Origin of the sequence: Curtobacterium sp. Leaf261, assembly GCF_001422205.1 — a bacterium.
Lineage (GTDB): Bacteria > Actinomycetota > Actinomycetes > Actinomycetales > Microbacteriaceae > Curtobacterium.
Genome location: NZ_LMMJ01000001.1, coordinates 814210 through 836807 on the forward strand (window position 1 = coordinate 814210; position 22598 = coordinate 836807).

A 22598-nucleotide genomic window follows, 5' to 3' on the forward strand; every position below is an offset into this window, starting at 1 on the left:
TCAAGGAGTACCGCTTGCCGTATGAACTAGAGGACCGCCTTGTCATAGGCGTAGCCTCGAGTGCACTTTTTGACCTGAAGGAATCTGACGCAGTGTTCCGAGCCAGCGGCGAGGACGAGTACAGAAGGTATCAAGAGGAGCACCTGGACGACGCACTTCCGACCGGCATCGCGTTCCCGTTCATCAAGCGTCTACTCAGCTTGAACGATCTGGCTGATGATCCAGCCGACCCTCTCGTCGAGGTGATCGTTCTTTCTCGTAATGACCCTGAGACGGGCCTGAGGGTTATGAGGTCGATTGCCCATCACGCCCTGCCGATCACTCGTGCAGTCTTCATGCAAGGTCGCTCACCACACAAATTCATTCCTGCGTTCAGCATGTCATTGTTCTTGTCGGCGAACGCTGAAGACGTTCGTGATGCAATCGAACGCGGCCTGCCTGCAGGGCAAGTGCTTACGGGAGCTGCGGACGATGACGCTTCCGCCGATCTACGAATCGCCTTCGACTTCGATGGCGTTTTGGCGGACGACCCTTCCGAGGCCATCATGCAATCGGGCGGACTGGATGAGTTTCACGCCCATGAATCAACCCATTCCACAGAGGCGCATGAGGGCGGCCCCCTCCGCGAGCTGCTGCGTAACATAAATCGAATTCAGGACAAGGAGGAGGAACGTCGTCGTGTGGATTCGTCGTACGAGATTCGAGTCCACGTTGCGATCGTCACGGCTCGTAACGCACCATCGCATGAACGGGCGGTGAAAAGCCTCAAAGAGTGGGGTGTGCGAGTGAACGACGCGTTCTTCCTGGGGGGTATCGACAAGGGGCGGATCTTGCAAGTGCTGCAACCGCACATCTTCTTCGACGACCAGCGAAGCCATCTTGATCGCACGGCGAGTGTCGCACCGAGTGTGCACGTGCCGTTTGGCGCGATCAACCGGGCCGCGACCTCCGGCTGACCGGAGCGAGTTTCAGGCTGCCGAACCGCGTCGAGCAAGTGGCCGTCCGCCCCCCCCCCCCGAGTCAGGGTTTTTCCCGTGTTCGCGCAGTTCCGTCACTCGGGCGTCTGCACTCTCATCGGCCAGGGCGACGCGGTTTAGCACCTCCAGGGCTGACCACGTTCCAGGCCCATTTGCTGCGCCGAAGCTCCGCTATGCCGCGTCCAACGTTGTCTGTCCGGCGTGAACACTTCTCAGGCCCGCTCCTCGGGACCTCCTCTGTCTTCGGCCTTCCTCTCGCGCAGCGCTCGCTCTGCGATGTCAGCAGCAACCCGCCCAGTCGCCAGCCGCGCGCGATCAAAGGCCTCGACGCCGAACTTGCGTGCGGTGTCGACGCCGTCCGCACCGTTGTCGATGAACTGGTCTCGCACATCGATGACCGCCTCCAACCACCGCCTGGCGTCGGTCGATCTGTGCCCACCCTCGACGCCGAGCCGCTGATGAAACTCTCCGACGGCGGCCCCAACGAGGTTACTCGAACGAACCACGGCTCGAGCAGGAATCGGCTGCAGAAGAACCTTTGTGTTCGCACGCTGCGCGGCGGCATCCATCCGGGTGAGCAGATAATCCGTGTGCTCCTTGATCCGATCGACCCGGTTTTCACGCACTGCTTGCAGCTCGAGTCGTTTCCGGTTCACGTCGTCGGGTGCAGCGTCGAGCACGCGATCAAGCTCGAGGACATCGAGGGACTCTTGGAGCTGGAAGCAGTGCGCGATGACGGCGAGCCACTCGCGGACCTTCGGTTCGATCTGCTCGGTCGCATCGGCCAGCTCGCCGAGTTTCATCCTCTTCTCGAGCTTCTGGGCGAGACCGCCAAGCTGCCGCAGCGCGTACGCCTGTGTTCTGGAGATGGTCACGGATGTTCCTTGCACCTTCGACCACGTGTACTCATCCACCCGACCGGCCGATCCGCGGCTGGTCATTGCGTCCTCGACCACAAAGTCCACGCCAATCATGTCTGCGAGAACTGCATCCTTCTGGCTCCGGAGAACGTCCTCGACCTTCTCGTCGATCTCGACTAGGTACTCGGCGAGCTGGTCGATCGACTGCTGCAGAGCCATTTGCGACATCACCGCCCCTGCACTCGCGATGGTTGCGGGGTTGAACAGCGATCCGACGGATGAGAATTGCAAGATGTGCTTGATCTGGCCGCCAGAGCCCTTCGCGACGACGATCCCCATCTTCAGGCCTGTATCGCCATTCGTCATGAGGGAGAACCTGTTTGCTATCTCGGCCGACTCCTTGGTGAGCTTCACCCAGCGGCCCGAATTCTCAGCGACCCCGCCTGCCATCTGCGCAGCAGCCCCCACCGCACCTGCGGCAGTGGTGAGTCGTGCACTGATGTCTTCAGACGGGAGGCCCTCACTCTCGAGGAACTGGTCCACGGCCGAGGGCTCACCGATGACTGCGATACCGTCATCGTCACTGATGAGCTGAATCTGTTCGTCCATGGTCCACTCCTGGTTGACGCGACGCACCCAAGTGGATGACATCTTGATGATGATGCTGCTCTGACTGATTTACCGCAGTCGACGCAAACGTCCTCGCCATCACGTGCGAAAGTGAGCGCGCGCTCGGCTAGCGAGGTCCTCTTCGATCAGCCACGGGGCGCCGCGAGTGTGATCGCTTGCAACCTACCGCAGGAACGCACGGAGGCGTTTCGGATCGATTCGTAGTTCCTGTGCGAGAGCCGGGGCAGTGATTGTCATGCCAGCGCCCACTGGCCGCGTCGAACGGCGTCGACGAACCAGCGCAGCGTGTCGACGACCATTGTCAGAGAGGCGGCCGACGTCAGGGTCTCGATCGGGAACGACGGCCGCTTGTCGATCCGATCGGCTGAGAGGTCGACACCGGGAACGGCGTTCAGCCGATTCCGGAACTCGTTGCGCAGCGCGACGTCGTCGAACGGCGGGCGCGTCTTCAGATGCTGGAACACGACCTCGACGCTCCCCGAGATCGGGTAGATCGCGAACGGCCAGTGCGAGATGTTCGCATCCGCTCGACGTGGCGCGACCATGAATGCACTGCTCTCCCGAGCCGATCCGTACTCGACGCTCCCGCCCATCTCCTTCCAAGCGCGGAACAGTTTGTCCACCGCCCCCACCGTCGCAGGCGGGTTCGAGCTCGCCAGCTGACCGAAGAACGTCCCGTCGGCAACCGGATCGACGTCGGAACCTTCGTCCCCGGTCAGGTTGAGCAGCGCAGCGAGCTGCGCCGTCGTGAGGCGTGCTGCCTCATCCGCGACCCCGTTCAGCGAGAACGACAGTCCTTCCGCTTCCAGGACGTCCCGAGGATCGCTGTCGTCCGTCGGATCGATCCAGCGGAACCCGGGCGAGATCGTCCCAGTTCCCTGCAAGACCCGATGTGCACCGGGGATCTCGACGCTCCCCAGGTGGACACCGAGCGGCACGGGGTGGGTGCCGATCAGTGCCGCTAGATCTCCGTACGAAGTCCACCGTCCCGCCGGGATCGCCATGATCGCCTGGTGCGCGAGCGACCAGTCGCGGCCGGAGTCCGCAGCGGTGATGCGTTCGTTCGGTCCCATCCACTGCGCGATGATATGGTCCGCGAACCAGTCACTGCGGGCGAGAATCTGCTCCCGTCCCCACGTCGGAGCGTCGAGCACAAGTCGATTGAGCGCGGTGAAGCTGCTCCGTCGGAAGTCCTCCTGCTTGGACGGGAACGGGCGGTTGCTGAGCTCCGAGTTGTACCCGGTGAGCGTCAGGTTCCCGACCGAGTGCACGACCTGTTCATGGACGAGCTCGATGGTCTCCTGCGGCTCAATTTCCGCCCCGAGGACGTCACTCCACTCCGGCGTGAGCGTCTGCGGAAGGATGTGCTCGATCGTCGCCTTCTCGACGTCGACCTCCTCCTTCGGGTTGATGGACTGTCCAATCCACTTCAGGATGAGCTTCTGCTGAGACTTGAGGCCGCGCAGATAGAAAGGTTGTGTGCGCACAGCGTCGCGGATCTGCTCATCCGTCGAGAAGTACTTCCGCCCGGTGGAGAAGTAGTCGAGCAACACCTGATCCGCCGGACGCTCGTCGAGTTCGCCACAAGCCTGGAGGATCGTTCGGTTCAGACTCTGACTGGTCCGACCGCCGAGTGTCCTGCGGACGATGTACGACTCGATGGCGGCTAGCGCACGAGCGACCTCTTCCGTCGTGCTGAGACCGTCGGCTCGGCGTGAGAGCAGGCGCAGCGTGAGCGGAACGGTCGTCGCCGATGCCCATTCGGCGAGGTGGGTGAGATGTCCCCGGACCTCGGCGTCCGGTTCCATCGACGGGTCGCGAATGACGGCGAGATGCTCGGAGAGCCGGCCGAAGCGTTCGATCTCCGAGACGATCTGTTCGTCGTACATCTTCGACAGACGAGCCTGCTGGTAGCTGTAGATGTCGCCCTGCTTGAGCAGGGGCGCATCTGCCACGGCGTCGAGCCAGAAGATCAGTTCGAGGTCGTTGACGCTGAGCCGGCGCTGCATCGGCAACCACCACGAGGAGTAGACGGATTCACCCCGTGATCCGAGACGCATGAAGAGGTAGTTGCGCACCAGGTCGCCCTGCGTGAGGCGGAGCCCGGTGTTGTTCAGGGACTCGAAGATCCGGTAGACGTTGTCGTCGTCGCGCGCGGTGATCGACACGAAGCTCAGGCCTCCGAGCACCGCTTCGCGGATGCGCTCGATGTCGTGGAGGTCTTCTGGGTCGTCCGCCGCTTCAAGCGCCCGGCGGAAGAACGAGTAGGCGTTGCCGACGCCCGAGGTCGAGTCGGCTCCAACCGCGCCGTCGACCACCGCGCGGAAGTCATCCCGGTCCGCCTGCGTCGGAAGCAGTTTGAGGCGTGCGTCACCGGGCTTGAAGCGGTCGGCGACGTACTGCTCGTGGAGGCTCTCCGCGAGCATCGGCTGGTCCGGCTGGTGAGCCCGGAGGTAGTCACGGAGGGCACACAGCAGGATCGAGAGCGTCGTGAGGCGCTGCTGGCCGTCCACGACCAGGAACTCCATCCCCGTGGGAACGATTGCTCCGGTGGACAGGACGAGAGAACCCATGAAGTGCGTTGCCGATGGGTTCGTCCTCCGCGACTCCGCGAGCTCGAGGATGTCGGCCCAGAGCCGGTGGCGCTGCTTGACCTCCCACGCGTAGGGCCGCTGATAGAGCGGCACCAGGTATTGCTTGGGTCCTCCGAGAAGTTCCTGGAGGGTGGTCTCGCGCACGTCCATGTACTGCCTCTCGCTCGGTCCAGCAGCCCAGGGCGGCTGCCTCCTCACACCTCGACGGAAGCATGGTTGAGCCCCCAGAACGGGTACTCGTGCGACGCCTCGTCAACCGCGAGGATAGTTCAGAACCGAGCGCGATGGGGATCGCGCCCGGACGAACACCATGCGAGCCACAGGGGGCACCACCATGACGATCGCCGGCGACTCAGCACGAGTGGAAGCCCGCCGCCAACGAGGCCGGGCTCGCGAACTCCGCCTCCAGGCCGACGAGGCCGACGCCCGCGCCGGCCGCTTCGAGATCGCCCACCGCACCGAGGGCGAGACCGCGAAGATCCTCGCCCCACTCGCCGGCATCGGGTACCACCTCCTCGCCGACCGCCGCTGGCCCGGCAGCCGCACCGCCCAAGTCGACATGGTCGTCGTCGGCCGCGCCGGTGTGTTCATCGTCGACACGAAGTCCTGGCGCGAAGTCGCGGTCCACGGCGACCGCATCACCCGCGGCCAGGAGGACGTGACCGACGACGTCGCCCGCCTCGCCGACCTCGCGTACAGCGCCGAGTCAGCGCTCGCAGACATCGGGCTCCCACCGGGCGAGGTGCACGCCGTCGTCGCCCTCGCCGGGCAGAAGAAGATGCACGCGCGAGTGGCCTCGGTGGACGTGGTCGGTGTGCACGACCTCATCGGGCACATCACGAATCCGGGCGCGCGACTCTCCGCAGGGCGCGTCGAGGAAGTCGTCAAAGCTGTCATGACGCACTTCCCGGTGATCGGCGACGATCCGCTCCCACTGACGCAGATCGTGGTGCCCGCGGCGGTCCTCCCCCGCGACGCCGAACCGACGCTCTTCACCCCCGAGCTCGAGGCGCAGCTCACGGCGGGTGTCCTCGACGCCCCGATCGAGGACTGGATGGCGTTCCTCGACCCGACGCAGGCCAAGCTCGTCCGCCGCAACTTCAACGGCCCAGCACGCATCCGCGGCGCCGCCGGCACCGGCAAGACCGTCGTCGGCCTCCACCGCGCCGCCTACCTCGCCCGAGCGACCGGCGGCCGCGTCCTCTTCGCCACCTACATCAGCACCCTCCCCAAGGTGCTCAGTTCGCTCTTCGAGCGACTGGCGCCCGACATGGCCGGCCGCGTCGAGTTCACCAGCGTCCACGCGCTGGCACGCCGGGTCCTGAGCGAGCGCGGGATCCCGTTCCGGATCGCCGAACGGGAGGCGCGGCTCGCGTTCAACGACGCATGGAACGCGATCCGGGCCTCCAGTCCGCTGCGCTCCGAGCGCTTCACGCGCCGGTACTGGGAAGACGAGATCAAGCACGTCATCAAGGGGCGCGGCCTGACGCGCTTCGACCAGTACGCGGACCTGGCGCGCGTCGGGCGGAAGTACGCGCTCCCGGTGGAGGCACGGCAGGCGGTGTGGGACCTGTACGAGGCGTACTCGCGCGGGCTGCGCGAGCGGCGCGTGACGGACTGGGAGGACATCGTCCTCCTCGCACGTGACGCCATGGCCGAGGTGCCACTCGATGGCTTCGACGCGGTGATCGTCGACGAGGCGCAGGACCTGTCGTGCGCGATGGTGTCGCTCCTGCACTCGATCGTCGGTGACCGGCCGGACGGTCTGACCCTGATCGGCGACGGGCAGCAGACCATCTACCCGGGTGGGTACACGCTCGGCGAGGTCGGCATCAGCCTCGCCGGACGCGGTGTCGTGCTCGACGTCAACCACCGGAACACGGCGGAAATCCTCGACTTTGCGAAGGGCATGGTCGCCGAGGACCAGTTCGTCGACATCGAGGGCGTCGACGGCGTCGGTGACACCGTCGCCGACGTCACGAGGACCGGGCCGGAACCGGTCATCCATCGGAGCAGGTGGAGAGCGGAGCACGACGTGGCGATGCTCGCGCGGGTGACCGAGGTGCTGCGGCTGGTCGGGGTCGGGGTCGGCGACGTCGGGATCCTCACGGCGACGAACCCGCAGGCAGCGAAGGTCGCGGAGGCGCTGGCGAAGGCCGGTGTCTCTGTCGTCACGCTCGACAACTACAAGGGCAAGACGGTCGATGCGGTGAAGGTCGGCACGATCAAGCGCGCGAAGGGCCTCGAGTTCAAGCAGGTGTTGCTCGCGCACGTGCCGGGGAAGCTGCTCGACGTCGTGTCGGGTGACCCGTCGGAGGTCGAGCGGGAGCGCAGGGAGCTCGATCGGCGGGAGCTCTACGTCGGGATGACTCGGGCGCGGGACGGGCTGTGGGTCGGTGTGACGGGTGGCGGGCATGACCCGTCCTCCACCGCCTTCCGACCGTAGGATTCCCCCGTGCCCGAGCGCATCATGTACGTCCAGCTGAAGACCGGCCACGCCCTCGACGCGGGCCCGGCCTGGATCAGCCGCGTGCGATTCACGAAGTCCTGGAGGACCGCGTACTTCCAGGGCCGGACGTTGGCCCGCGAACACTCGTGGGACGCCAACTTCCGCGACGTCGATACCGACGAGTGGTTCTGGCTCTCCGGCCCGAAGCGCGACCGCACCGATGCCCGGTACGGCCACGGCGACCCGATCATCGACGACGATGCCCGCGCCGACTACGAGGCGTTTCTCGACGGCGACCCACTGCCCGGCCGCGAACACGGCTGACCTCCGGCCGATCGCGCGACACTGATCGCTGAACCATTCGTTCGACTGCAGGACCGTTCGTCATCGTCCGTGCGCCGTCCGGTACCACCGGGGTTGCAGCCAACGGGGCGCACCGCCGAGGAGGACGACGATGCCGAGGATCGCCGCGACGACGGCCACCAGTCCGACCAGCAGCGACAACACTCCCGCGACGTCGGCCAACGCAGCCGACACCCCGATCGCCAGGGCAGCGAGGCCGAACCAGAACAGCCCGAGGATCACGTTGGTCGACGTGTTCCTCGTCCAGGACCGCCACACCCCGCCGTAGGCGGCGCTACCGAGCACCACGAAGACGCCACCGAACAGGATCATGAACAGCGGGATCATCCGAACACCCTCTCGCAGGTCCCCTCGACGACATCCGATGACCACGTCCATGCCTGGTGGAAGGCGTCTTGCGCGGCGCTGCCTTCGTCGACGTTGCTCTTCAGCGTCTTCCCGAGGTCTTCGCCGAAGTCTCCCATGGCGTGGCCGACGAACGCTCCACCAGCGATGCCGCCGACCGTGGCGCTGATTCCGCCGAGGACGAGGGCGGTCCCGCCGACGATCAAGGCGGTCTCGGTGGCGCTCGCGAGGCGGCAAGAGGTGTCCCACTCCGGGTAGTCCCGCAGGTCCTTCGTCCACTGCTCGTTGCCGGCGGCGTACACGGTCACGATCCCACCGATCCATCCCAGCGCCTTGCCACCGGCCTTCGCCCACCCCGGAACGGCCCTAGGGGAGACGTCCTTGTCCGGGACGAAGAACCCATGGGACGAGGTCGCCCCATCCCCCGATCGGAGGACCCCACCCGCCGCACCAGACGATCCCCGAGCCGCGCGCTCCGGCCAGGCTGGACCCATGCCCACAGCACCCGCCGTCGAGGTCCACCACCTCCGCAAGCACTACGGCCCCAAGCACGCCATCGAGGACGTCAGCTTCACGATCACCCAGGGCGAGACCTTCGCCCTCCTCGGCCCGAACGGCGCGGGCAAGTCCACGACCGTCGAGATCCTCGAGGGCTACCGCGACCGGACGGCCGGCGAGGTCAGCGTCCTCGGCCAGGACCCCCAACACGCCAACCGCGAGCTCAAGCAGCGCATCGGCATCGTCCTCCAGACGGCGACCGACGCCGGCAACTTCACTGTCATCGAGCAGCTCCGACACTTCGCCAAGCTGTACCCGAACAGCAAGGACCCGGACCAGGTCCTCGATGCCGTCGGCCTCACCCAGCAGGCGAGCCAGCGCATCAGCCGCCTGAGCGGAGGCCAGCGCCGCCGCGTCGACGTCGCCCTCGGCGTGATCGGCAACCCCGAGGTCCTCTTCCTCGACGAGCCGACCACGGGCTTCGACCCCGAGGCCCGCCGCCAGTTCTGGGACCTCATCAAGCAGCAGCAGGCCGACGGCACGACGGTCCTCCTCACGACGCACTACCTCGACGAGGCGGCGCACCTCGCGGACCGCGCAGCGGTCATCGCGAACGGCCGCGTCCTCGCCGAGGGCACGACCGCCGAACTCGGCGGAGCCGAGGCCCGCACGCCCATCGTGCGGTGGACGGACGGACGCGACCAGAACGGCGGGCCAACCCAACGCGAGGAACGCGCGACCGATCCTGCGCGACTCGTGGCGCGCCTCCAGGCCGAACTCGGCACCGTCCACGATCTCGAGGTGATCCGCCCCAGCCTGGAGGACGTCTACCTCGACCTCATCAAGCAGAGCCAGACAACGCCGAGCCAGACAACGCCGATCCAGGAGCAGACAGCATGACCACCAGCACCCTCACCCTCGGCCGCGCCCGCATCGGCTACGAACTCCGCGGCTACTTCCGCCAGGCGGAGTCGGTGTTCTTCACCTTCCTGTTCCCGATCGTGATGCTGGCCCTGTTCTCGGTCGCGTTCAGCGCCTCCCCCGACATCCACGCCGGCCGCGGCACGCCCGGCGTCGACTTCGCGACCTACTACCTGCCGGGCCTCGTCGCGACGGGGTGGCTGCTCAGCGGCACGCAGGCCCTCGGCGTCGACATCGCCCAGGAGCGGAGCGACGGCACGCTGAAGCGGCTCGGCGGGACGCCCCTACCGGTCCTGTCGTACTTCATCGGCAAGATCGGCATGGTGGTGGTCACGGCCGCGATCCAGACGGCGCTCCTGCTGGCCGTCGCGAGCCTCGTGTTCGGCGTGGACCTGCCGGACACCGCGGACCGGTGGGGCCGCTTCGTCGGCATCGCTCTGCTGGGTGTCGCGACGAGTTGCGTCCTCGGGATCGCGATCAGCGCACTCCCCCGGGAGGGACGGCGCGCCACCGCCACGATCGTCCCGGTGGTGCTGGTGCTCCAGTTCATCTCCGGGGTGTACCTGCCCTTCATGCAGCTCCCGACGTGGCTGCAGAACGTCGCGAGCGTGTTCCCCCTGCGGTGGATGGCGTCCGGGATGCGGTCGGTGTTCCTGCCGTCGTCGTTCGATGCCGGGGAGCCGTCCGGATCGTGGCAGCTCGGGCTGGGGACGCTGGTCCTCGTGGCGTGGTTCGTGGTCGGGCTGGTGGCGTGCGCGCTGACGTTCCGGTGGAACCGCAGGGACGCATGAGGACGTGCGGCCTCAGTTCTCCACAGATCGCGGACCGCGCCCCCACACGCTGGACCCCGGTGGGATGCTGATCGCATGAAGCGGAACCGCTGGCTGCATGCCTTCTTCGCCGCGACCATGGTCTTCGTCATCGTGCTCGCGGCCGTCACCTGGTCGCCCTCGACGCACTCGTGGGTGGCCTACCTCATCGTGGGTGCACTGACGGCGGCGTACGCGGCGTTCGGCTGGCGCGGGTTCGAGGACGCCCGGGTCGCCGCGGTGTTCGTCCCGCTGATGATCGTCGCGACGTTCGGCCTCGTCGCGGTGTCGCCGAGCACCGCGTTCGTGCAGTGCATCGTCTACCCGGTCCTGTGGACGCAGATCGAACGGACACGGACGGCGGTCGTCGCGTGCGTGCTGGTCGGCGTCGCGGCGTCGTTCGGGTTCATCGTGAGCCTCGGCGCGACGCCCGACACGTACGCGCAGATCGCGATCATCGAGGGGGCGAGCGTCGTCGGGGCCTGCGCGCTCGGGGTGTGGATCTCGAACATCCACGCCCTGTCGGACTCCCGGCAGCAGCTCCTGGACGAGCTGCAGGCGACGCAGGAGTCCCTCGCCGCGGCGAACCGTGCAGCCGGGGTGTCGAGCGAGCGGGAGCGGATGGCGCGCGAGCTGCACGACACGATCGCCCAGAACCTGGCGGGGATCGTGATGCTCTCGCAGCGGTCACGGCGCGACCTGGCTGCCGGCCGCCTCGATGACGACCGTCTGGCGCTCATCGAGGACTCCGCCAAGGACGCCCTCGAGGAGTCCCGCACCCTCGTGGCAGCCGGAGCCGCTGGACTCGCGGCCGGCGGACTGGGCGCAGCACTCCACCGACTCGGCGAGCGCTTCGGTCGCGAGACCGGCATCGTCGTCACGGTGGAGGCCTGCGGCGACGACATGGACCGCGACGCGCAGGTGGTCCTGCTGCGCGTCGCCCAGGAGGCACTGGCCAACGTCCGTGCGCACGCGGACGCCACGACGGTGCAGGTGACGCTGGAACAGCGCCCGCAGACGCCGGACGCGCATCGCTCGCAAGCGTGGGACGAACAGCGCCCGCAGACGCACGACGGGCATCGCCCGCAGGCGCGGGACGCGGACCGGCCTGGAGGCACGGGGTTGCGCATCGCGGACGACGGTCACGGTTTCGACACACGGGCTCCCGCACCGGGCTTCGGACTCCGTGGGCTCCGCGAACGGCTCGCCCTGGCCGGCGGCACGTTCGACGTGTCGAGCACACCCGGCGGCGGGACCGTCGTCACGGCATCCGTCGGACCGGTCGCAGCAGAACGACGACTCGTGGAGGTGACCCGATGATCCGCGTCGTCGTGGCCGACGACCACCCGATCGTGCGAGCCGGACTGGTGGCGCTCCTGCAGGACGCCGACGACGTCGAGGTGGTGGGCCAGGCGTCGGACGGCCCCGGCGCGGTGTCCACCGCGCTGGCCGAGCTGCCCGACGTCGTGCTCATGGACCTGCGGATGCCGGGCCTCGACGGCGATGCGGCGACGGCACGGATCCTCGCCAAGGCCCCGCAGATCCGCGTGCTCATCCTCACCACGTACGAGTCCGACGGGGCGATCCTCGCCGCGATCGAGGCCGGTGCCACGGGCTACCTGCTGAAGGCGGCCCCGGAGTCGGAGATCCTCGCGGGTGTCCGTGCCACGGCACGGGGCGAGACGGCCCTCGCGCCGTCGGCAGCCGCGGCGCTGGTGCGGCGGGCGACCGGGTCTCCCCCTGGCGCGGATGTGGTGGGTGCCCCGCGGTTGTCGGCGCGGGAGCGGCAGGTGCTCGCCCTCGTCGCGCAGGGCAACAGCAACCCCGCGATCGGCCGCGAGCTCTACCTCAGCGAGACGACGGTCAAGACGCACCTCGGGCACGTCTTCGAGAAGCTCGGGGTGAACGACCGGACCCGTGCGGTCACCCGTGCCCTGGAGCTCGGCATCCTCCCGAGCCCGTAGGGCGGCTCTGACTCTGGCGTCGGAATGCTCACGGCCGACCACAGCGCCGAAAGCCGCTTGTCCCGTGGAACGTCCGCGACAGGGCCGCTGGAGCAGTTCATGGAATTTGTATCGAAAAGCGATCAAAAAACGCTACCCTGGTATGAATTTCGACCAGAGGAGCCATCATGGTGCAGCGACGTTCTCCCCGTCGGCAACGTCTGCAGGAGGAGCTCGGGGAGAACATACGGCGATGGCGTCGCGTGAACGGGATGTCGGCGTCTGAACTCGCGGAGCGTGCCGCAGTCTCACGCGTCACGTTGCGGAACATCGAGACCGGCGTCACGTCAGCTCGGGTCGACTCGCTCCTCGCGATCCTGACCGCGCTCGGCGTCGTCGACCGCGTCATCGAGTCGACGGACCCGTACCGCAACGACGCAGCACGGGTCCGTATCGACGAGATCCTCGGTGCTGGCGGGTCGCTGTGATCCCCGCGACATCGGTCGAGGTCTGGGTCGACGGCCTCGAGGATGAGCCCGTTCAGGTCGGCGTCCTCAGCGCATCGTTCCAGGGCGCGCGGAACCTCGCGTCGAGTGCGTTCGAGTACGACTCGACGTTCCTCGCCCGAGTCGACAGGTACCCGCTCTCGCCCGATCTCCCGCTCTCGTCAGGTCGCCAGTACGCGGCAGAGAACCGGACGTTGTTCGGGGCCTTCGCCGATGCGGCGCCGGACGAATGGGGTCAGACGATCATCGAGGCGAACCACGCAGCGCTGCGTCAGCACGACCAGACGCTGCCCGGGCGCATCGGCGAGTTCGACTTCCTCACGGGTGTGTCCGACTTCACCCGAGCAGGCGCGCTCCGTCTCCGCTCCACCGCGGGTGGGGGCTGGCTCTCAGCAGACGACGGCGTCGCGAACCTCCACGACCTCGAACGCATCCTCGCAGTCGCTGGACGGTACGAGGCCGACGAGGCGAGCGCGGAGGACGTCGCCTACCTCAACGACGTCGCGACGTCACCGGGAGGTGCTCGGCCGAAAGCGAACGTCCTCACCGGACGAGGCGCGCTCGCGCTTGCGAAGCTCCCGCATTCGAAAGACGGCACGATCGACGTCGAGGCGTGGGAGGGCGTCGCACTGACGCTCGCCAGCAACGTCGGGATCGTCACACCGAGATGGACGCACCGCTCGGTGTCGGGCGACCGGTCGGTACTCGTCGTCGACCGCTTCGACCGAGACGCAGGGGTCGGACGCATCGGGTACATCTCGGCTGCATCCGCACTCGAGGTCGGCCGGTACGACAACTCACGGGTCACATACGAGCAGTTCTCGGACACGATCGACACGATCAGCTGCACGCCCCGCGTCGACCTCCGCGAGATGTTCACCAGGATCGCCCTCACGATCCTCGTGAACAACGTCGATGATCACTGGCGCAACCACGGATTCCTCCGGACGCCGGCCGGATGGAGACTGTCACCGGTCTTCGATGTGAATCCGTCACCGCGGCGCGGATCGGTGACTGCCCGCCCCGTCAACGACGACGACGACCCCCGTGACCGCGATGTGCGGAACCTCGTTCGTGTCGCAGACGCCTTCCGACTCACGGGTGACACGGCGCGTGACATCGTGCGGGGCGTCGCGGCGGAGGTGCGCCAGTGGCCGTCGGTCGCGACCGCACTCGACATCCCGACGTCGCAACAGGAGCGCATGCGCCCGGCGTTCAGCGAGCGGCAACTGGAGTACGCGGAGCGCTGAAGCACGTCTCCCGTGGCACGCTGGAGCCAGGAGGCGCTCCATGTCAGACCCCGCACCCCGCTTCTTCCGGCGCGACGGCGCCGCGAGGAGCCTCCAGCACTACCGCGTCGTCGGCCTCGCCATCGAGCAGCACTGGCTCGACCGAGGCGTCTGGCGCGAGGTCGGCACGGGCCCCGGGACGTACAAGGCCGATCCGCACTGGTGGCTCATCACCGGCGACAGCGACCTCCACGAGATCCCGTTCGAAGAACTCCCGGCCGGGACCCCGTGGGACGTCGACCCCGTCGAGGCGGCACGCCCCGGGCCGCCGAGCGTCCGCGAGGCACTCGACCTCGCCCGACGCCTCCACGACGGCCAGCTCGACAAGACCGGCGCGCCGTACTTCGAGCATCCGCGAGAGGTCGCACGTCGGCTCACGACGACGAACGAGCAGATCGTCGGACTCCTGCACGACGTCGTCGAGGACACTCCGTGCACCCTTGACGACCTGCGGGCCGAGGGGTTCGAGGAGATCGTCGTGACGGCGGTCGATGCCGTCACGAAGCGCGCGGGCGAGTCACTCGAGGCATCGATGGCCAGGGTGCTCGCGGAGCCGTCGGGCCTCGCGCTCCGCGTGAAGCGGGCCGACCTCAGCCACAACGCCGACCCCACACGGCTTGCACGACTCGACGCGGGGACGCGCACACGCCTGCTGGACAAGTACGCCCGATCGGCCGAGCTGCTCGGGACGACGGTCCCCGCGGTCCTCGTCGAGTTCGGGGTCGAGGCAACGCCGGAACCAGCCTGAAAGCACTCAGCGCCCGCGGATGACCCGGTACCACCGCGGCAGCATCCACCGCGGCATCCCGATGATGATCGTCCCGACGAACACCGCGCCCGCGAGGATGCCGACGAGCAGCACGATCACTGCGAACCCGGCGAGCGCCGTGTCCGCCAGCGCGCCGAACACCCCGCCGCAGATCGCCGCGACCCCGAGGTACAGCCACGGGAAGATGATGTTCGGCCGCGTGGTCTCTGCCCACGACCGCCAGAGTCCGAGGTAGGGGACGAGCCCGAGCACTGTGAACGCGGCCCCGATGAGCAGCAGGGCGACGATCGTCGACACGGTAGCCCCTTCCGGTCGCACGGCAGCACAGCCGTCGATCGACCTGCACCAACGCTACCGAACGCAGAACCGGACGGGTCTCGTCGACGCGCACCGTCCCTCCAGGCCGACCCGTGACCCGTCGTCGAAGTCCCGCGAAACGCAAACTTGGCCGCTTCTCGCAGAGATGTTCCTCTGCGAGAAGCGGCCAAGTTGGTGTTTTGCGGATGCCGGGCGGCAGGGTCAGCTCCGGCGCGGCCCCGGCTCTGCCTCGCCGTCGTTCCGGCGACGCCGGATCACGACGCCGAGCCCGATGACCGCCAGCGCGACCAGTGCCAGCCAGAGGAGCGATGCCCCACCGGTGTAGGCGAGCACACCACCGACGTGCGCGGCCTGCGTCGGGTACGTGACCGTGATCGTGGCGGAGACGGTCACACCGTCACCGTCCGTCACCCGGTAGTCGATCGACGCCGCCCCGGTGAACCCGGTCGCCGGCTCGAAGCGCACCGTGCCGTCGACGACCGTCCAGGTGCCCTGTCCGTTGACGGTGACGCTCGTCGCGAGCCCGCCGCCGTTCGGGTTCACCAGGACGATCGATCCCGGCAGGAACAGCGCCTGCTGGGTCGGCACGTCATTCGCGAGCACGTCGATCGTGGCGGGCTGTCCGAACACGCCGTTCACCGAGTCGTCCGCGGCGGTCGCGGCTGCCGCGACGACGAGGTTCACGGTGGCGGAGGTGGTGCGTCCCGCGCCGTCGGTGGCGGTGTACTCGAACGAGTCGGGTCCCGAGTAGCCCTTGTTCGGCGTGTAGACGAACGAGCCGTCGGCTGCGAGCGTCACGGTGCCGTGCTGCGCCTGCGTCGTCAGCGCGACCCGGAGGTCCGTGCCGTCGTCGTCACCCGTGACGCCCTTGCCGACGGACACCTTGAGCGGCTGGCCGCCGATCGCGGAGTACGTGTCGTTCTTGGCGACGGGCTTGACCCCGACGTACACCGTCGCGGTGGCGGTGCTGCCGATGACGTCGGTGATCGTGTAGGTGAACTGGTCGTTGCCGGAGAAGCCCTTGGCCGGGGTGTAGACGAGCGTGCCGTTCGGCGTGATCGTCGCGGTGCCGTGCGCGGGGTCCGACAGGGTGACGGAGCCGGTGGGCGAGCCGGTGCCCGTGCCGCGCCCGACCGTCGCCACCTTGAGGCCCCGCCCGACGTCGTTCGTCAGCGGCCCGGGGGCGGCCACCGTGACGGCCTTGCCGGCGGAGGTCATGATCCGGTCGTCGACGGCCTTCGGGAGCACCGTGATCGTCACGATGCCGGTGCTGGTGGTCCCGTTGGTGTCCTTCGCGGTGTACGTGAACCGGTCACGGCCCGAGTACCCGTCGACCGGCGTGTAGACGTAGGTACCGTCCGGGTGGAGCACCACGCCGCCGTGCATCGGCGCGAGGTCGATCGTCGCGACGAGCCCGGTGCCCTTGTCGTTGCGGAGTACGGACCCCTCCGGCCCGACGGTCAGTACCGTGTCGGCCGTGGTGACCCCGGCGTCCGCGGTCGCTGCGGCGCCGACGATCACGAACACGGTCGTCGTCGAGGTCTGGCCGGCCCCGTCGGTGAGCGTGTAGCTGAACGTGTCGGTGCCGGAGAACCCGTCGACCGGCGTGTACGTGTACGAGCCGTCCGTCTGGATGGTGAGCGCACCGTGGGTCGGCTCGGTGTGGGCAGTGACCGTGAGGCCGACGCCGAGGTCGTTGGCGAGGACACCGGTCGCTGCCGTCGTCGTGAGCGTGGACCCTGCCGGGACGCCGACCTCGTCGTGCACGGCACGCGGGGTGACGGTGATCGTGACGGTCGCGGTGGCGGTGCCGCCGGTCTTGTCGACGATCGTGTAGGTGAACGTGTCGGTGCCGGAGAACCCGCTGGTCGACACGTACTGCAGGGTGCCGTCCGGCGCGACGCTGGCGTCACCGTGTCCGGGCTTCGTGACCGACCGGACCGAGATCCCGGTGCCGTCGTCGTTCGCGAGCACGGCGGGCGCGTCGATGTCGAGCGTGTGCCCGGACGCGACGGTCGCGGTGTCACCGACCGCCTTCGGCAGCACCGTGATGGTCACGGTGTCCGTCTTCGAGGCGGTGCCGTCGGTCGCCGTGTAGGTGAACGAGTCCGGGCCGGAGTACCCGGCGTCCGGCGTGTACGTGTACGAGCCGTCCTTCGCGAGGGCGAGGTCGCCGTGCTTCGGTCCGGTCGCGACGGTCGTGGTCAGTGAGGCGCCGCGGTCGTTCGCGAGCACGCCCGTGCCGACCGGCACCACGGAGGTGGTGTCCGTCGTCGCGGACAGGGCGTCCGGCTGCGTGACGATGCCGACGGTGACCGTGACGGTGGCCGTCGCGGTCTGCCCGGTGCGGTCCGTGACCGTGTACCCGAAGGTGTCCGTCCCGGAGAACCGGTCGTCCGGTGAGTACGTGAACGATCCGTTCGGTGCGGTGGTGACCGTGCCGTGGCCCGGCTTGGTCGCGCTGGTCACGGTGACGGAGTCACCGTGCGAATCGGTCAGGAGGCCCGGGGCCGGGACCGACAGGTCGGTTCCGGACATCGTGGCGTACGCGTGCGGTGCGGCCGCAGGCTGGACCGTGACCGTGACCGTGATGGTCGTGGTCTGGCCGGAGCGATCGGTCACCGTGACGGTGAACGTGTCCGGGCCGGAGTACCCGTCGGTCGGCGTGTACGTGTACGTGCCGTCGGTGCCGAGCTCGAGGCTGCCGTGGCCCGGTCCGGTGCCGACCGTGGTGGTCAGCGAGTCACCGGCGGACCCGTCGAGCAGGTTGCCGCTCTTCGACGAGCCGTCCGCGATGCTGATGCTCGGGCTCTTCGCCGTCGGGGTCACCGACAGCGACACCGTCGTGGTGGCGCTGACGCCGTCGGGGTCGGTGGCGGAGTACGTGAACGAGTCCGGCCCGGAGTACCCGTCGAGCGGCGTGTAGACGTACGAGCCGTCGCCCTTCAGCGTGACGTCGCCGTGCTTCGGGCCCGTGACGACAGCGGCCGTCAGGGTCGAGCCCTGGTCGTTCGACAGGACGCCGCGCGCGGTGTCGACCGTCAGCGTGGTGTTCGCCGTCGTGGTGCCGGAGTCCGGCTTCGCGACGACCCCGACGACGATCCGCACGGTGGCGGTCGTGGTCTGGCCGGCGGTGTCCCGCACCGTGTAGGTGAACGAGGTCTTGCCCGAGAAGCCGTCGTCCGGGGTGAACGTCGCGGCGCCGTCGGTGCCGATCGTCAGGTCCCCGTGCTTCGGCACCGTGTGCTCGATGATCGTGAGGTCGGAGCCGTGGTCGTTGGCGAGCAGGTCTGTGCTGCCAGCAGTCCCGACCGCGGTCATGATCGTGTCGTCACCAGCGGCCGGCGTGACGGTGATCGCGACGGTCGCGGTCGAGGTGTTCCCGGACGAATCAGTGATCGTGTACGTGAACTGGTCCGGTCCGGAGAACGCGTCGGTCGGCGTGTAGGTGTAGCTGCCGTTGCCCTGCAGGTCGAGCGTGCCGTGCGACGGACTGGAGGTCGCGCCGTTCGTCGAGCCGCTCGGCGGGGTGACGAGGATCGCGGTGCCGTGGTCGTTGCCGAGCACGTTGCCCGTGGTGCTCGACCCGGCCACGACCGAGGCGGTGTCCGCCACGGCGTTCGGCAGGACGGTGATCGTGACGGTCGCGGTGTCGGTCTGCCCGGCCTTGTCGGTCGCCGTGTAGGTGAACGAGTCCTTGCCGGAGAACTGCGGGTCGGTCGGCGTGTAGGAGAACGATCCGTCGGTGTTCAGGTCGAGGTCGCCCCGGGTCGGCTTCTGGGCCACGGTGGCGGTGAGGTCCTGGCCCCGGTCGTTCGCGAGCACGCCGTGGTCGCGGTCGACGGTGGTCGTGACGCCCGCGAGCACGTCGACGGTGTCCGGCGTGGCGGCCACCCCGACGGTGATGGTGACCGTGGTGGGGGCGGTCGACTGTCCGCTGCCGTCCTTCGCCGTGTACGTGAAGGAGTCCTGCCCCGCGTAGCCGGCGTCCGGCGCGTAGGTGTAGCCGCCGTCGGGCTGCAGCGTGAGCGAGCCGTGCGAGGGCTGGGTGGCGACGACCGCGGTCAGGTCGGAGCCGGTGTCGTTCGCGAGCACGCCGGTCGGGGTGCCGGCCGCGTCCTTCGCGGGGACCGTGACGGTGGCGCCCGGCGTGGTCTTGACGGTGTCGGGCTTCGCCGTCGGCGTGACCGTGATGTCGACCCGTGCCGGTGCGGTCTGCCCGCTGCCGTCCTTCAGGACGTAGGTGAAGGAGTCCGGCCCGGAGTACCCGGTCGACGGGACGTACGTGTAGGTCCCGTCGGCGGCGAGCGTCACGGCGCCGTGCGTGGCCTGCAGGTCGAGCGCGGCGGTGGTGTTCGAGCCGTGGTCGTTCGCGAGCACCGATGCGGAGCTCGTCAGCGTCGTGTCCGCAGGGGTGGTCCCGGTGTCGTTCGTCGTGGTCGGCGCGACGGTGATCGTCACGGTCGCGGTCGTCGACTGGGTCGGCTGGTCGGACGAGTCCGTGGCGGTGTAGGTGAAGGAGTCGGTGCCGGAGAAGTCCTTGCCCGGCTTGTAGGCGTAGGAGCCGTCCGCGTTCACGGTGACCGAGCCGTTCGTCGGCGGGGTCTTCAGAGCGGCCGACAGCTCGGTGCCGTCGTCGTTCTTGAGGACACCCGGCGCGGCGACGTCGAGCTCGATGTTCGCGGTGGTCGAACCGGTGTCGTCCTTCGCACCGGAGTGCACGGCGACGAGCGCGTTCGTGAACGTGCAGACGACGTCGGTACCGGCGTTCTGGCCGGTCTCGGCCGCCGGGAAGGTGAAGGCACCGGAGTTGCCGTCGCCGTGCGCGATGACCTTCTTGGCCGGGTCGTTCGCGTTCGTGCAGGACCAGGTCGTCGAGTAGTGGTCGAGCGCCGTCGTCTTGTTCCCAGGGCCCTGGGTGATCGCGTACTGGCGACCCGGGAGTGCGAGGACCGAGCCGGCCCGCTCCGCCTGGATGCCGTTGGCCTTGCCGGTCGTGATGTTCGAGACGTTCTGGGTGGTGTCCGGCGAGGTCGAGGCGAGCGAGACCTGGAACTGGTCCGTCGTCGACCAGCGCTGCGCCACGTCCACCTGCGTCGCAGCGGTGTCCGGGTAGTTGCAGGTCGCGAGGTCGAGCGGGGCGTACGCGGTGTCGCTGAGGGCGGTCTTGGCGACCTGCTCACCGGTCGCGGGGTTGATCTTGATGAGCGACACGGGGGCGGTCGCGGTGTTCGTGACGTAGAGGTACCCGTCGGTGGTGAACGCGATGCCGGGGCTGTTCACGGCGGTGCCGTTCGCGTCCGGGTTGAGCGTGGCGACGAGCGACGACGGCAGCGACGGGGTGCCCGAGACGGCGGGGACCGTGTCGACGCGGCGGATCTGGTTGCCGACCGCCAGGAACAGGGTGCCGCTCGTGCTGAACGACAGGTCGCCGTTCCCGGTGGTGCCGGTCGTGACCGGCATGCCGGTGATGGTGCCGACCTGGCCGTACTTCGTGCCCGTCTTCGGGTCGTACGCACCGAGGCGGATCGTCGACCCGGTCTTGTCCGCGGTGGTCACGTTGTTCGACGCGTAGTAGTAGAAGCCGTTCACCGGGTTGACCGCACCGCGGATGACCGTCTGGTTCGTGCCGGCCGGGTCGGCTGCCGCGACCGTGGCGGTGGTGTTCGCCGTGGCGTTGTACACCGCGATCGCGTTCGCCCCGCTCTGGAACCCGTACGCGAACCCGCCGTCCGCGCTGATGCCGAGGCCGTTCGTCGCCGGGCTCATCGAGCCGACGGAGGTGACGGTGCCGTTCGAGGCGTCGATCGACTCGAGCTTGCCGTTCGTGTCGACGCCGTAGAGCGTGTTCTGGTCGCAGAGCAGCGCCGTCGCGGCGCGCGCAGTCGAGGTGGCGACGAACTGGATCGCGAAGGTCGCTCCGAGGAGGACCACGAGGCCGAAGGCGATCGCGATGACGAGGCGGCGCGTGGCGAGGGAACGCCATCCGGTGAGGGCATGCATGTGGGCGGTGACTCCAGGGGTCGAACATCAGCTGCCCACGGTTCGGGGGCGTGTCCTGATCGTCCTGCAAGTGTCTCGACCGTCGAGGTATCGACGCGCCCCCCAGTCCGGGCCCCACCCGAACGGGGTCAGAACCGGTCTCCACCCCCGGACGGGGGCCGTGCCCGACGGCTCAGGAGGCCGGCAGCACCCGGGCGAAGTGGTGCGCGGCCGAGAACATCGGGATGATGTCGACCGGCTCACCGGGGTGCGGTGCCTGCAGCACGAGGCCGTCGCCGAGGAACAGCCCGACGTGGTCCTCGTTGTCGTACACGACGAGGTCACCGGGCTGCGCCTCGCTCTCCGGGATCGTCGTCGCTGCGGCGTCCTGCGTCGGTACGTAGTGCACGAGCGGGATCCCGACCGAGGCGTAGGCGACCATCGTCAGCCCCGAGCAGTCGATGCCGGAGTGGGACGATCCGCCCTCCACGTACCGGTCGCCGAGGTACGCCAGGGCGGTCTGGACGACCTGAGCACGCTGACCGCCCGCTGAGAGGACGGTGCCGATGGCAGACTCCGCATCGGACTCCGAGGCGCCGCCGCTCACGACGACGGCCGGGTAGGACACCACCGTCGTGGTCCCGTTGTCGACGACCGGGACCTGGACGTCCTTGGACACCGTGAAGGTCTGGTTCCGGTGCGGAGCCGTCGCCGGAGCGACCGAGCTCGACGCCGTCGCCGCGGAGGTGCCGGCGATGGTCGCGGCGTTCGCGGGCATCGCGAAGGTGACGCAGGACGTCATCGCGATCACCGGCGCGACGATGAGTGCGAGCCGCTGCGCACGCGCGGTACGGCGGACGTGTCCGGCATCCGGGCGGGCCGTGTCGACGCGCGAGACGAGGGGGCGCGGCAGGGGCGCGCGGGTCACGGCGCGCGGGTGGCCGGTGACGACCGGACGGGAGGCACGGTTCGGCCTGGCAACGCTCCGTTGCGTCTCGACGGCGCGGGCGGCGCTGCCGCGGGGATGCTCGTCCTCGACCGGGAGGACGACGGGCGCGGGGACCACGGGTGCGGGGGCGACCGGCGCGGGAACGACGGGTGCTGGGACGACCGGCGTGGCTGCTCGTCGTCCGCGTGGCGGGGTGGCTGTCTGGTCGTCAGGACGCTCTGCGTTCCCGTTGGACCGACGGCCGCGGCGCGTCTCCTCGGGGAGCGAGTGTCGTCCTGCCATGTCGTTCCTTCCGCCTGCGCGATGGCCCTCGGGACCGGGCCGGGTGCCACTCCGGGAGCGACACAAGAAGATAACGTATTGGTCACGGACTGGGTTCTGTCCCCCGGCACCCGG

At 68.6% G+C, this 22598-nt stretch carries 17 protein-coding genes; 10 read left to right on the top strand and 7 right to left on the bottom strand.

What is annotated here, in order from left to right; translation table 11 throughout:
- Nucleotides 1-14 precede the first annotated feature (14 nt).
- Nucleotides 15-956 (top strand): 5'-nucleotidase, encoded by a 942-nt coding sequence (locus ASF23_RS03430; RefSeq protein ID WP_055948782.1) that lies wholly within the window; start codon nt 15-17, stop codon nt 954-956.
- 233 nt (nt 957-1189) lie between these two features.
- Here ASF23_RS03430 and ASF23_RS03435 read toward each other — a convergent pair whose 3' ends face one another.
- A complete protein-coding gene (locus tag ASF23_RS03435; protein ID WP_055948785.1) occupies nt 1190-2446 on the bottom strand; it encodes a hypothetical protein in 1257 nt (418 codons plus the stop codon).
- 254 nt (nt 2447-2700) lie between these two features.
- Nucleotides 2701-5211 (bottom strand): GmrSD restriction endonuclease domain-containing protein, encoded by a 2511-nt coding sequence (locus tag ASF23_RS03440; protein ID WP_082473753.1) that lies wholly within the window; start codon nt 5209-5211, stop codon nt 2701-2703.
- 160 nt (nt 5212-5371) lie between these two features.
- Between ASF23_RS03440 and ASF23_RS03445 the strand changes: the two genes are divergently transcribed.
- Together ASF23_RS03445 and ASF23_RS03450 are read left to right on the top strand one after the other, a co-directional pair.
- On the top strand, nt 5372-7507 hold the full coding sequence (locus ASF23_RS03445; RefSeq protein ID WP_200919287.1) for a 3'-5' exonuclease: 2136 nt from the start codon (nt 5372-5374) through the stop codon (nt 7505-7507).
- A 9-nt stretch (nt 7508-7516) separates the two neighbouring features.
- The gene (locus ASF23_RS03450) at nt 7517-7834 is read left to right on the top strand and encodes a hypothetical protein (protein WP_156364089.1); all 318 of its coding nucleotides are present in this window, start codon (nt 7517-7519) and stop codon (nt 7832-7834) included.
- 60 nt (nt 7835-7894) lie between these two features.
- Here ASF23_RS03450 and ASF23_RS03455 read toward each other — a convergent pair whose 3' ends face one another.
- Both ASF23_RS03455 and ASF23_RS03460 read right to left on the bottom strand, forming a co-directional pair.
- Nucleotides 7895-8200 carry a hypothetical protein gene (locus ASF23_RS03455; RefSeq protein ID WP_055948794.1) on the bottom strand — a complete coding sequence of 102 codons (306 nt, stop codon included), beginning with the start codon at nt 8198-8200 and terminating at the stop codon, nt 7895-7897.
- Nucleotides 8197-8520 (bottom strand): hypothetical protein, encoded by a 324-nt coding sequence (locus ASF23_RS03460; protein WP_156364091.1) that lies wholly within the window; start codon nt 8518-8520, stop codon nt 8197-8199. The genes ASF23_RS03455 and ASF23_RS03460 overlap by 4 nt, the downstream gene beginning before the upstream one ends.
- Before the next feature lie 190 nt (nt 8521-8710).
- Between ASF23_RS03460 and ASF23_RS03465 the strand changes: the two genes are divergently transcribed.
- The 7 genes from ASF23_RS03465 to ASF23_RS03495 all read left to right on the top strand — a co-directional run bounded on the left by ASF23_RS03465 (nt 8711) and on the right by ASF23_RS03495 (nt 14932).
- Nucleotides 8711-9616 carry an ABC transporter ATP-binding protein gene (locus ASF23_RS03465; RefSeq protein ID WP_055948798.1) on the top strand — a complete coding sequence of 302 codons (906 nt, stop codon included), beginning with the start codon at nt 8711-8713 and terminating at the stop codon, nt 9614-9616.
- Entirely contained in the window at nt 9613-10428 is an 816-nt protein-coding gene (locus ASF23_RS03470) for an ABC transporter permease (RefSeq protein ID WP_055948800.1), read from the top strand. The genes ASF23_RS03465 and ASF23_RS03470 overlap by 4 nt, the downstream gene beginning before the upstream one ends.
- Before the next feature lie 75 nt (nt 10429-10503).
- Entirely contained in the window at nt 10504-11766 is a 1263-nt protein-coding gene (locus ASF23_RS03475) for a sensor histidine kinase (RefSeq protein ID WP_055948803.1), read from the top strand.
- Nucleotides 11763-12410, top strand: a complete 648-nt coding sequence (locus ASF23_RS03480) for a response regulator transcription factor (protein WP_055948806.1) — start codon at nt 11763-11765, stop codon at nt 12408-12410. The genes ASF23_RS03475 and ASF23_RS03480 overlap by 4 nt, the downstream gene beginning before the upstream one ends.
- Before the next feature lie 167 nt (nt 12411-12577).
- The gene (locus tag ASF23_RS03485) at nt 12578-12877 is read left to right on the top strand and encodes a helix-turn-helix domain-containing protein (RefSeq protein WP_082473754.1); all 300 of its coding nucleotides are present in this window, start codon (nt 12578-12580) and stop codon (nt 12875-12877) included.
- Entirely contained in the window at nt 12874-14145 is a 1272-nt protein-coding gene (locus ASF23_RS03490; RefSeq protein ID WP_055948812.1) for a type II toxin-antitoxin system HipA family toxin, read from the top strand. Before ASF23_RS03485 ends, ASF23_RS03490 begins: the two co-directional genes overlap by 4 nt.
- Before the next feature lie 40 nt (nt 14146-14185).
- Complete coding sequence (locus tag ASF23_RS03495) at nt 14186-14932, top strand: HD domain-containing protein (protein ID WP_082473755.1); 747 nt, start codon at nt 14186-14188, stop codon at nt 14930-14932.
- A gap of 6 nt (nt 14933-14938) precedes the next feature.
- On the opposite strand, the gene ASF23_RS03500 is transcribed toward ASF23_RS03495, so the two are convergent.
- From ASF23_RS03500 to ASF23_RS03510, 3 genes are all read right to left on the bottom strand, one after another.
- A complete protein-coding gene (locus ASF23_RS03500; RefSeq protein WP_055948815.1) occupies nt 14939-15250 on the bottom strand; it encodes a hypothetical protein in 312 nt (103 codons plus the stop codon).
- Between the two features lie 222 nt (nt 15251-15472).
- Nucleotides 15473-21274: an Ig-like domain-containing protein gene (locus ASF23_RS03505; RefSeq protein ID WP_055948818.1), complete on the bottom strand. Its 5802-nt coding sequence runs from the start codon at nt 21272-21274 to the stop codon at nt 15473-15475.
- A 172-nt stretch (nt 21275-21446) separates the two neighbouring features.
- A complete protein-coding gene (locus ASF23_RS03510; protein WP_156364093.1) occupies nt 21447-22484 on the bottom strand; it encodes a C40 family peptidase in 1038 nt (345 codons plus the stop codon).
- Nucleotides 22485-22598: the final 114 nt, after the last annotated feature.